At 75.0% G+C, this 11,323-nt stretch carries 8 protein-coding genes and 1 pseudogene; 4 read left to right on the forward strand and 5 right to left on the reverse strand.

The window, feature by feature from the left end; translation table 11 throughout:
• Positions 1-305 (forward strand): annotated as a pseudogene (locus tag ACWEMJ_RS32070) (hypothetical protein); the annotation flags it as partial.
• A 157-nt stretch (positions 306-462) separates the two neighbouring features.
• Here ACWEMJ_RS32070 and sucD read toward each other — a convergent pair.
• The 5 genes from sucD to ACWEMJ_RS32095 form a co-directional block, all read right to left on the reverse strand.
• Positions 463-1,353 carry a succinate--CoA ligase subunit alpha gene (sucD, locus tag ACWEMJ_RS32075; RefSeq protein WP_452140653.1) on the reverse strand — a complete coding sequence of 297 codons (891 nt, stop codon included), beginning with the start codon at positions 1,351-1,353 and terminating at the stop codon, positions 463-465.
• A gap of 18 nt (positions 1,354-1,371) precedes the next feature.
• The gene (sucC, locus tag ACWEMJ_RS32080; RefSeq protein WP_380473359.1) at positions 1,372-2,544 is read right to left on the reverse strand and encodes an ADP-forming succinate--CoA ligase subunit beta; all 1,173 of its coding nucleotides are present in this window, start codon (positions 2,542-2,544) and stop codon (positions 1,372-1,374) included.
• A 340-nt stretch (positions 2,545-2,884) separates the two neighbouring features.
• The gene (locus tag ACWEMJ_RS32085; protein WP_452140654.1) at positions 2,885-4,018 is read right to left on the reverse strand and encodes a VWA domain-containing protein; all 1,134 of its coding nucleotides are present in this window, start codon (positions 4,016-4,018) and stop codon (positions 2,885-2,887) included.
• A gap of 363 nt (positions 4,019-4,381) precedes the next feature.
• Positions 4,382-6,793, reverse strand: coding sequence for a DUF5682 family protein (locus tag ACWEMJ_RS32090; protein WP_452140655.1), 2,412 nt, complete (start codon positions 6,791-6,793; stop codon positions 4,382-4,384).
• On the reverse strand, positions 6,790-7,887 hold the full coding sequence (locus ACWEMJ_RS32095; RefSeq protein ID WP_452140656.1) for an ATP-binding protein: 1,098 nt from the start codon (positions 7,885-7,887) through the stop codon (positions 6,790-6,792). The genes ACWEMJ_RS32090 and ACWEMJ_RS32095 overlap by 4 nt, the downstream gene beginning before the upstream one ends.
• Positions 7,888-8,093: 206 nt before the next feature.
• On the opposite strand from ACWEMJ_RS32095, the gene ACWEMJ_RS32100 reads away from it, so the two are divergent.
• The 3 genes from ACWEMJ_RS32100 to ACWEMJ_RS32110 all read left to right on the forward strand — a co-directional run.
• Positions 8,094-9,407: an SWIM zinc finger family protein gene (locus ACWEMJ_RS32100; RefSeq protein WP_452140657.1), complete on the forward strand. Its 1,314-nt coding sequence runs from the start codon at positions 8,094-8,096 to the stop codon at positions 9,405-9,407.
• 150 nt (positions 9,408-9,557) lie between these two features.
• A complete protein-coding gene (locus ACWEMJ_RS32105) occupies positions 9,558-9,719 on the forward strand; it encodes a hypothetical protein (protein WP_452140658.1) in 162 nt (53 codons plus the stop codon).
• Positions 9,716-11,323 (forward strand): DUF5691 domain-containing protein (locus ACWEMJ_RS32110; protein ID WP_452140659.1); only part of this gene is annotated, 1,608 nt, incomplete at its 3' end. The genes ACWEMJ_RS32105 and ACWEMJ_RS32110, both read left to right, overlap by 4 nt.

Here is an 11,323-nt window from a genome sequence, read left to right on the forward strand (position 1 = left end):
GCTCGGGCAGCGCCGGCCCGGCGGCGGCCGGCGGTGCGCCGGGCCTGCGCACCCCGTGGTGCGGCCCGACCCCCGGCGTCCCGGCCCGGCTGGTCGGCCCGCCGGCCCGGGTGCTGCCGTCCGTGCAGCCGTCCGACGCCGAAACCGCCGCCGAGGACGCCGACAGCGCGGACGCCCTGCCGGCGCCGTCCGCCTTCGAGGCGCGCCGCCCGGCACTGCTCCCCCCCACGGCACGCCGCCCACTGCCGCCGCCCCTGGCCGCCGCCTGCGTCCCACTCGCCCAGTGCCGCCCACCCGCCACCTGAGCGCCCGGCGACGACCACGGAGCCCACGGTCCACCCACCGGCCGACGGCCTGCCGCGGCGTTCGTCCGCACTCGTCGCTGCCCGCCCCGGCGCCGAACGCCGAAGGCGCCGCCCACCTGTGCGGTGGGCGGCGCCTTCGGCGTGCGGCGGCGAAGGACTACTTCGCGGCGGCGATCAGCTCGCGGGCCAGGCGGGCGGTCTCGGACGGCGTCTTGCCGACCTTGACACCGGCGGCCTCCAGGGCCTCCTTCTTCGCCTGGGCGGTGCCGGAGGAGCCGGAGACGATGGCGCCGGCGTGGCCCATGGTCTTGCCCTCGGGCGCGGTGAAGCCCGCGACGTAGCCGACGACCGGCTTGGTGACGTGCTCGGCGATGTAGGCCGCGGCACGCTCCTCGGCGTCGCCGCCGATCTCGCCGATCATCACGATCAGCTCGGTCTCCGGGTCCTCCTGGAACGCCTTGAGGGCGTCGATGTGGGTGGTGCCGATGACCGGGTCACCGCCGATGCCCACCGCGGAGGTGAAGCCGAGGTCGCGCAGCTCGTACATGAGCTGGTAGGTCAGGGTGCCGGACTTCGACACCAGACCGATCTTGCCCCGGCCGGTGATGTTGGCCGGGATGATGCCCGCGTTGGACTGTCCGGGGCTGATCAGGCCGGGGCAGTTCGGGCCGATGATGCGGGTCTTGTTGCCCTTGGCGCCGGCGTGGGCCCAGAACGCGGCGGTGTCGTGCACCGGCACGCCCTCGGTGATGACCACGGCGAGGCCGATCTCGGCGTCGATGGCCTCGACCACGGCGGACTTGGTGAACGCCGGCGGCACGAAGATGACGGTGACGTCGGCACCGGTCTTCTCCATCGCCTCGACCACGGTGCCGAACACCGGGACCTCGGTGCCGTCCACGTCCACGGTGGTGCCGGCCTTGCGCGGGTTCACACCGCCGACGATCTGGGTGCCGGAGGCGAGCATGCGGCGGGTGTGCTTCATGCCCTCGGAGCCGGTCATGCCCTGGACGATGACCTTGCTGTCCTTGGTAAGGAAGATAGCCATGGTGTTAAGTCCCCTTCCTTACTTGTTGGCCAGCTCGGCGGCGCGGTCGGCGGCGCCGTCCATGGTGTCCACCTGCTGCACCAGCGGGTGGTTGGCGTCGGTCAGGATCTGACGACCCAGCTCGGCGTTGTTGCCGTCCAGGCGGACGACGAGCGGCTTGGTGACGGCCTCGCCCTTGCTCTCCAGGAGCGCCAGGGCCTGCACGATGCCGTTGGCGACCGCGTCGCACGCGGTGATGCCGCCGAAGACGTTGACGAAGACCGACTTGACGTCGGTGTCGCCCAGGATGATCTCCAGGCCGTTCGCCATCACCTCGGCGGACGCGCCGCCGCCGATGTCGAGGAAGTTGGCCGGCTTCACGCCGCCGTGGTTCTCACCGGCGTACGCGACGACGTCCAGGGTGCTCATGACGAGGCCCGCGCCGTTGCCGATGATGCCGACCTGGCCGTCGAGCTTCACGTAGTTGAGGCCCTTGGCCTTGGCCGCGGCCTCCAGCGGGTTCGCGGCGGCCTTGTCCTCGAGCGCCTCGTGCTCCGGCTGACGGAACTCGGCGTTCTCGTCGAGGGAGACCTTGCCGTCCAGCGCGATGATCTTGCCGTCGCCGGACTTGATCAGCGGGTTGACCTCGACCAGGAGGGCGTCCTCCTTGACGAAGACGACCCAGAGCTTCTGCAGGACGTCGGCGACCTGGTCGGCGATCTCGGCCGGGAACTTCGCGGCGGCGACGATCTCGGCGGCCTTCTCCGCGGTCACGCCCTCGTTGGCGTCCACCGGGATCTTGGCGAGCGCGTCCGGGTTCTCCTCGGCCACGACCTCGATCTCCACGCCGCCCTCGACGCTGGCCATCGCCAGGAAGGTGCGGTTGGTGCGGTCCAGCAGGAAGGAGACGTAGTACTCCTCCTTGATGTCCGCGGTCTGCGCCAGCATCACCTTGTGGACGGTGTGGCCCTTGATGTCCATGCCGAGGATGGCCTCGGCCTTGGCCACGGCGTCCTGCGGGTCGGACGCGAGCTTCACGCCACCGGCCTTGCCTCGGCCACCCACCTTCACCTGAGCCTTGACGACGGCTCGGCCGCCGAAGCGCTCCGCGATGGCGGCAGCGTCTGCGGCGGTCTCGATGACATCGCCGTCAAGCACGGGTACACCGTGCTTGGCGAAGAGGTCCCTCGCCTGGTACTCGAACAGGTCCACGTGTTTGTCCTTGTTCGTGGTCGCGGAATGTGTCTCTACGAGCGTGCCACGGCAGGATCTTCGCTGCGGGTCGTCGGCGCTGAGCGGGTACGCAGATGTACGGCCTTGCGGCCCACCCAGTTGCCGGGCGCATCGTCAATCAACACGCGCGTCACGTCCGCATGGCAGGTTATCCCCGGACGACGGGCAGGTTTCGCCCGGGACCGGCTCGACCTTCGTGAGAACCGTCACAGCGGACCCGGCCCGGCGTGTCAACAGGCCGTCCGCACCCCCGGGGCGCGCGACGGACCGCCGCGCCACCGGATCACCCGCACGGGTGGCGTCCGCACCTGTGGACCGCTCACTGCCGGTCCGGCACCGGCAGCGGGCGCTTCTCGATCGCGGCCGCCATGATGTCCGGGAACGCGTCCGGGGTGCACGCGAACGCCGGCGCCCCGAGCGCCGCCAGCGCCTGCGCGTGCGCGTGGTCGTAGGCCGGCGCCCCCTCGTCCGACAGCGCCAGCAGCGCGATGAACTGCACCCCCGACGCCTTCATCGACGCCACCCGCTTCAGCATCTCGTCCCGGATGCCGCCCTCGTACAGGTCGCTGATCAGCACCACGATCGTCTCCGACGGACGGCTGATCTTCGACTGGCAGTACGCCAGCGCCCGGTTGATGTCCGTGCCGCCGCCCAGCTGGGTCGCGAACAGCACGTCCACCGGGTCGCTCAGCTGCTCGGTCAGGTCCACCACCGAGGTGTCGAACACCACCAGCCGGGTGTCCAGGCTGTGCATCGACGCCAGCACCGCGCCGAACACCGCCGAGTGCACCACCGACGGCGCCATCGACCCCGACTGGTCGATGCACAGGATCACGTCCTTCTTCACCGCCCGCTGCGCCCGCGCGTAGCCCACCAGCCGCTCCGGCACCACCGTGCGGTACTCCGGCAGGTACTTCGACAGGTTGGCCCGGATGGTCCGATCCCAGTCGATGTCCCGGTGCTTGGGACGGTTCACCTTGGCGCTGCGGTCCAGCGCCCCGCCCAGCGTCGACCGCGTCCGGTCCGCGAGCCGGCGCTCCAGCTCCGCGACCACCTTGCCGACCACCATCCGCGCGGTCTCCCGGGTGGTCTCCGGCAGCGCGTGCTTCAACGACAGCAGCGTCCCCACCAGGTGCACGTCCGGCTCCACCGCCGCCAGCATCTCCGGCTCCAGCAGCAGCCGGTCCAGCCCGAGCCGCGAGATCGCGTCCTGCTGCATCAGCTGCACCACGCTGGTCGGGAAGTACTCCCGGATGTCCCCCAGCCAGCGCGCCACCTGCGGCGCCGAACCCCCCAGCCCCGCCGACCGCTTCCCGTCCTCCCGGTACAGCGCGCCCAGCGCCCCGTCCATCCCCGCGTCCCGCCGGGACAGCCGCACCCCGGTCCCGTCCCCCTCGGCCCCGAGCACGAGCCGCCACCGCCGCATCCGCTCATCATCCTGACGGACAGTCATCTGAACTCACTCCTTAGCAGGTGCTCCGAAAAGGGCGCGGGGATGCCCGCGTGACCGGGCGGGCGCGAAACAGGGGTGCGGGGAACCGCGCGAAGCGGAAGGAACAGCGGGAAAGTCCGGGGCGGCACGGCAACCGCACCCAGCGCGGCCGGAACACCACCCATCCTGCCGCCCGCCTACGACACCCCCGGCCCGCCAGGGGCGGGGGAGAACCGCGCGAAGCGGAAGACACGAAGCGCCGGATCGGGGCAGCGCAGCATCGCGCCCTGCGGACCGCCCAACGCGGCGGGCACACCACCGATCCTGCGCGGTCAGCCCCCGCCGCGAAGCGGAAGGAACAGCGGGACGGTTCGGGGCGGCACGTCAGCTCGCGCGCCGGTCCGCCTGCCGGGGAACGGCCGGTGGCCGCAGGCCCAGGAGCAGGGCGAGCACCGGCACCGCTGCGTCCGCGCGGGTCTCGTCGAGGTCGAGGTCGGGGCCCGTCTCCACCGCGGTGGTGGTGAGCGAGCCGGCGGCCACCCGGGAGCCGATGGTGTGCCGGACGCCCGTCTCCAGGGAGGAGAAGGTGCGTCGCAGGACCGGCAGCAGGTCGGTGAAGGTGTCCGCCGGGACGCCGCACAGCCAGCTGTCGAGCAGGCCCAGCAGGGCCGGGTCGTGGAGCAGCAGCGCCCCGCCGCCGGAGACCAGGCCCTCGACCCAGCCGGCGGCGTCCAGCGGGCCGGAGGCGACGGAGAGCACCAGGCCCAGCCGCCGGCCGGCCTCCTCGGTGTCGATCCGCCCGTCGTCCAGCAGCAGCCGCACCGCCCGGCCGCGCAGCAGCCCGGGGACGCCGGTGGCCGGGCCGCCGTGCGGCTCGCGGGCGGCGAGCGCGGTGAGCGTGCCCGCCCACTGTTCGGCGATCGCGGTGGAGGAGAGCAGCGCGATCGCCTGGTGCACCGCGTCGATCTCGGTGCGCCGGGCGCTCGCGCCGTCCGCGTCCAGCCCGGTGCACGCGGCCGGCAGCGCGACGCAGAGGCGTTCGGCGAGGCCGAGGGCGACGGCGGTGAGCGCGCTGGTGTCGGTGGCCCGGACATCGCCGTAGCGCAGGGTGCGGACCAGGGCGGGCAGCGCGGTGGCGAGGTGTCCGGCGTCGGTGTCGAGCGCGGCGCGGTCGGCGAGCCGCCGCATCACCTCGGGCAGCGCGTCGGGCAGCGCGGCCAGCAGGCAGTGCTCGGCGAGTTCGGTCAGCGCGGTGAGTTCGGCGCTCGCGGCGTCGGAGACGGCCTTGCCGGTGGCGGCGCCCAGCACGGTGGTGCCCCACTGCCCGGCCTCGACGAGCCGGACCGCGTACTCGGGCTCCCAGACCAGCTGCCAGGTCTCCCGGAAGGTGCCGGTGGACTGCACGGTGTCGCGGACCGGCCGCCCCCAGTGCAGGCCGAGCAGCCGCAGCCGGTGCAGCAGCCGCGAGCGTTCGGCGTCGAGGTCCTTGCGCAGGTCGAGGACGAGCTCGCGTGCGGTCGCCTCCGGCTTGAGCCGCAACGTCCGCTGGAGCCGCGTCAGGTCGCGTTGCAGCGGCACCGCGGGCGCGCCGTCGGGGACTTCGCCGAGCGCGTCGCCGACCACCAGCCGGTCGTGCACCAGCGTGAGCGCGATCTCGGAGCCGTCGCACATGACGGCGCGCACCGCGTCCAGGGTCTCGGTGAGGCCGGGGGCGGGGCGGCCGCGCATCGCGGCGAGGCTGTCGGCGAGCCGGACGGACTCGATGACGTGCGCGGAGGAGACCGGGTGGTCCTCGGCGCGCAGCAGTTCGGCGACCCTGGTCATCCAGCGGGCGAGCGGCTGCTCGGGCGTGGTGAACAGGTGGTGGTACCAGCCGGGCGAGTCGATGCCGGCGCCGTAGCCGGTGTGCTGGGACAGCCGGCGGTGGGTCCACGGGACCCAGGTGAGTTCGGTCCTGAGCTTCTTGGGGAGTTCGGCGAGCAGCGCCCGGTCGTGCGCGACGGTCGGCATGTCGGCGAGCGCGGGGACGTGCCAGGCGCCGCAGACCACGGCGATGGCACGGTGGCCGGCCCGGCGGGCGGCGCGGATCTGCTGCCGCATCGCGGCCTCGCGGATCTCGTCGCGCCGCTCGACGGGGTGGTGCTCGCGCAGCGCGGCCATCGCCTCGGCGAGGGCGGCGAACGGGGCGAGCGGGTCGGCGCCGGGGGTGCGGTGCTCGATCACGTCCTCCCACCAGGCCTCCGGGTCGAAGTGCCCGGCGGCGGCGGCGAGTTCGGCGATCGGGTCGACGGGGGCGGGCCCGGAAGTGCCCCCCGGCACTCCCGACCCCTCCTCCTGCTCTTCTGACGTTCCGTCGGCCGGGAATGTCGCACCCTGGTTCGCACCGGACTCCGGAGCCGACTCCGCGTCAGGCTCCGTGTCGGGCTCCGCGTCGGGCTCCGCATCCGGCTCGGAGCCCGCCCCGCGCGCCCCGAGCGCGAGGCTCTGCCCGGCCGGCAGGTCGATGAACCGGACCGGCACCCCGGCGTCCGCGGCGTGCCGCAGCGCCACCCATTCGGGCGAGAACTCGGCGAACGGCCAGAACGCGGCCCGCCCCGGGTCGTCGCTGACGTGGGCGAGCAGGGCGACCGGCGGCACCATGTCCTTCTCGGCGGCCAGCGCGGTCAGTCCGTCGGCCTCCGGCGGCCCTTCGACCAGCACGATGTCGGGCTGCAGGGCGGCCAGCGCGGCGGCGACCGCGCGGGCCGAGCCGGGGCCGTGGTGGCGCACCCCGAGCAGCGTCACCTGGGCACTCACGCGGAGACCTCCCGGGCGGCCCGGTAGAAGTCCTTCCAGCCGTCGCGGTCGCGGACCACGCCTTCGACGTACTCGCGCCACACCTGCCGGTCGGCGACCGGGTCGCGGACGACCGCGCCGACGATGCCGTCCGCGACGTCGCCGGCCCGCAGCACGCCGTCGCCGAAGTGGGTGGCCAGCGCGAGCCCGTTGGTGACGACGGAGATCGCCTCGGCGGTGGAGAGGGTGCCGCTGGGGGTCTTCACCTTGGTGCGGCCGTCGGCGGTCAGGCCGGCCCGCAGCTCGCGGAAGACGGTGACCACGCGGCGGATCTCCTCGGCGCCGCCCGGCAGTTCGGGCAGGTCGAGGGAGCGGCCGAGCTGGCCGACCCGGCGGGTGACGATCTCCACCTCCTCGTCGAGGGTGGCCGGCAGCGGCAGCACGACGGTGTTGAACCGGCGGCGCAGCGCGGAGGACAGCTCGTTGACGCCGCGGTCGCGGTCGTTGGCGGTGGCGATCACGTTGAAGCCGCGCACCGCCTGGACCTCGGTGCCGAGTTCGGGCACCGGCAGGGTCTTCTCGGACAGGATGGTGATCAGGCTGTCCTGCACGTCGGCGGGGATGCGGGTGAGCTCCTCGACGCGGGCGATCTGCCCGTCCCGCATCGAGCGCATCAGCGGGGACGGCACCAGGGCGTCCTCGCTGGGCCCGTGGGCGAGCAGTTGGGCGTAGTTCCAGCCGTAGCGGACGGCCTCCTCGGGCGTGCCGGCGGTGCCCTGCACGAGCCGCGTGGAGTCGCCGGAGATGGCGGCGGCGAGGTGCTCGGACACCCAGGTCTTGGCGGTGCCGGGGACGCCGAGCAGCAGCAGCGCCCGGTCGGTGGCCAGCGTGGTGACGGCGACCTCGACGACCCGGCGCGGGCCGATGTACTTGGGCGTGATGACGGTGCCGTCGGCGAGTTCGCCGCCCAGCAGGTAGGTGGCGACCGCCCACGGCGACAGCCGCCAGCGCTCCGGCCGGGCCCGGTCGTCGTGCCGGGCGAGGGCGGCCAGCTCCTCGGCGAACGCGTCCTCGGCGTGCTGCCGCAGGACCTCGCTGGTCGTCTCGGTGGTCATCGACTGCTCCGATCTCACGGGACGTCAGAACACTGCGCCATTGAGCGCACGAAGAACGAAAGAAACGGCTCTGACCTGGGGAGACGTACTCCCGTTCGGGCCGTGTGACATCCACTCTGCACCCCGCCACCGACAATCCCGGCGGGGTCGTCGCGGCCGGCCTGACTCCGGCTCAACTGTCAGTGGCGCCGCCTAATGTGGTCGGCATGGAGGAACGCTGGAGCACCGAACACGTCCTTTCCCTGGCCCCCGACCCGGCGTCCCTGAAAGCCGCGGGCAAGCTCTCCGGGCCCGCCCCGTGGTCGTCGACCGGCACCGGTCGCGGCGCGCTGTGGGGCCTGTGCAAGGGCAGCGGCAGCACGCCGTACCGGACGGCGGTGGAGCTCGGCACGCCGGCGTACAAGTGCAGTTGCCCGAGCCGGAAGTTCCCGTGCAAGCACGCCCTGGGCCTGCTGCTGCTGTGGGCGGCGGGGTCGGAGGCGGTGACGGCGGCCGCCGAGCCGCCCGACTGGGTGTCGGAGTGGTTGAACGGGCGCAGTCAGGCGGCCGCCGACAAGGCCGCCAAGCAGCAGGCGAAGGCCGCCGACGCGGATCCGGAGGCGGCCCGGAAGCGGGCCGCGAAGCGTTCCGCGCGGGTCGCGGCGGGCGCGCTGGACCTGCGGCTGCGGCTGGCCGACGGGGTCCGCCGGGGCCTCGCCGATCCGCTGCCGGCGGGCGCGTGGGACGAGGTGGCGGCCCGCATGGTCGACGCCCAGGCCCCGGGCCTGGCCGGCCGGGTGCGGGCGCTGGCCGACACCCGGCAGGACGGACTGCTGGAGGAGTTCGCGATGCTGCACCTGCTGGCCGGCGCGTACGGCCGGATCGACTCGCTGCCCGAGGCGCTGGCGGCCACCGTCCGCGCCCGGGTCGGCTTCACCACCGACACCGCGGAGCTGCTCGCCGGGCCGACCGTCCGCGACCGCTGGCAGGTCCTCGGCAGCCGCGACACCGCCGACGAGCGGCTCACCACCCGCCGGGTGTGGCTGCGCGGCGCGAAGACCGGCCGGGACGCGCTGCTGCTCGCCTTCGGCCGCCCCGGCCAGGCGCCCGACCTGGCCCTGCCCACCGGCCGCCTGCTGGAGGCCGACCTGGCCTTCCACCCGGGCGCCCGCCCGCTGCGGGCCGTCCTCGGCACCCGCTACGGCAGCCCGGAGCCCGCTCCGGCCGCCGTGCCCGCCGGGCTCTCCCCCGCCGAGGCGCTGGCCGGCTACGGCGAAGCGGTCGCCGAGGACCCGTGGCTGGACAGCTGGCCGGCTGTCCTCACCGACGTCGTCCCCGTCCTCACACCGGACGGCTGGCAGCTCACCGACGGCCGGCACGCCCTGCCGGTACGCCGCGGCGCGCTCGCCGACGCCGCGCTGTGGCGGCTGGCGGCGGTCTCCGCCGGCCACCCCGTCACGCTGTTCGGCGAATGCGGCCACACCGGGTTCACGCCGGTCACCGCCTGGGACGCCGAGCAGCGCGCCGTCGGCCTCGGCTGACCCTTCCCACCCGCTCCGACGCCACGTCACGGCTCCGGCCTGCCCGAAAGCGTGCCCGACAAGCACGCCCGCACGCCCATCACACCCGACCGACCGGCCCTGTCGGCGCTCCCCGGCGTCCCACGACGGCCTGTCAACCGGAGGAACCACATGTCCTGCACCAGCACCCGCCAGCGCGCCGCCGTCCGACGCATCTGCCTGCACCACGCCGCCCGCCGCGCCGCCACCGCCAGCGGCTGGGGCCGCCGCCACCGCACCGGCCGCCCGGCCCTGCCCGCCCCCGCCGCCCGACCGACCGGAGGCCGCGCATGACCGCCACCGCCGTCGCCGGCGACCAGTGGGCCGAGCTGCAGGGCGCCGCCCTCCTCGGCACCGACCGCCGGCCGCTGCCCGAGCCGGGCATCCCGCTCGCCGCGTCCGTCGACCGCGCCGACCCGGCCACCGCGCTGCTCGACCTGGCCGCGCTGGCCGCCGTGCGCCGCCGGGCCGGTGCGCTGCCCGGGCCCGCCGTGGCGGCGCCGGCGCCCGCCGCCGACGACCCGCGTCCGCCGCTGCCCGAATCCGCCGCCCGCCGCCTCGCCGTGCTGCTCGGCACCCGCGGCGGCCACGGCTCCACCGCCAACCTGGCCGAGCTGCTCCCGCAGTGGCTGTCCGCGGCCCGCGCACACGGCTACCGGCTGCCGCCGGCGCTCGTCCCGGCGCTGCTGGACTCCGCGCGGGCCCGCTCCGAGCTGCGCGCCGACGCCGTCACCCTGGCCGGCCCGCTCGGTCGCTGGCTGGCCCCGCAGAACCCCGACTGGCGGTACGTCACCCGCACCGCCGCCGACCACGACGACACCGAAGCCGCCGACCGCCCCGGTGAACTCCTGTGGCAGGAAGGCCTGTTCGCGGAGCGCGTCGCCCACCTGAGCAGGCTGCGCCGACGGGATCCGGCGGCCGGCCTGGCACTGCTCGCCTCCACCTGGTCCACCGAGCGCGCCGAGGACCGGGTGCTGTTCCTCGACGCGCTGCAGGACGGACTGTCCGGCGCCGACGAGGAGTTCCTGGAGGCCGCGCTCGGCGACCGCTCCAAGAACGTCCGGGCGACCGCCGCCGAACTGCTCTCCACGCTGCCCGGTTCGGCGCTCGCCGCCCGGATGGCGGCCCGCGCCCGCGCGGCGGTCCGCTACCGGGACGGCCGGCTGCACATCACCCCGCCGGCGGCCTGCGACGCCGCCATGCAGCGCGACGGCATACCCGTCAAGTCGCCCACCGGGCGCGGCGAACGGGCCTGGTGGTTCGGCGAGGTCGCGGCCGCCGCCCCGCTCGCGCTGTGGACCGCCGACACCGGCCTGACGCCCGAGCAGCTGCTCGCCCTCCCCACCGTGGACGCGGCCGGCGACGGCGGCGCGGAGTGGGCCGAGGACCTGCGCGAGGCGTGGGCCCGCGCCGCCGTCCGCCAGCAGGACGCCGACTGGGCCCGGGCGCTGCTCGGCGCCCCGCCCCGCCCGGGCCGCGAGGGCCGCACCCCGGGCGCGCCCGCGAAGCTGCTCGCCGTGCTGTCGCCCGCCGAACGCGCCTCCTGGACGGCCGCGTTCGTGCAGACCCACGGCCTCGGCGACGCCTTCCAGCTGCTCGGCGCCTGCGCCACCCCGTGGACGCCGCCGCTGTCCACCGCCGTGGTCGCCGCGCTCAAGCGGGCCGCGGAGCTCGGCTCGTACCCGTGGAGCCACAGCGGCGTCCTCGGCATGACGGAGCGCGCGCTCGCCCCGGAGACCGCCCCCGCGGTGGAGGCGCTGGCCGCCGACACCAGCCCCGACACCGCCTGGTCCGACACCTTCACCCGCCTCGCCGGCACGCTGCGCTTCCGGCAGGCGATGCTCGGCGGCGCCGCGCTGCTCACCGACCCGGACGCGACCGCCAACCAGCTGCGCCGC

This window comes from Kitasatospora sp. NPDC004531, assembly GCF_053602195.1.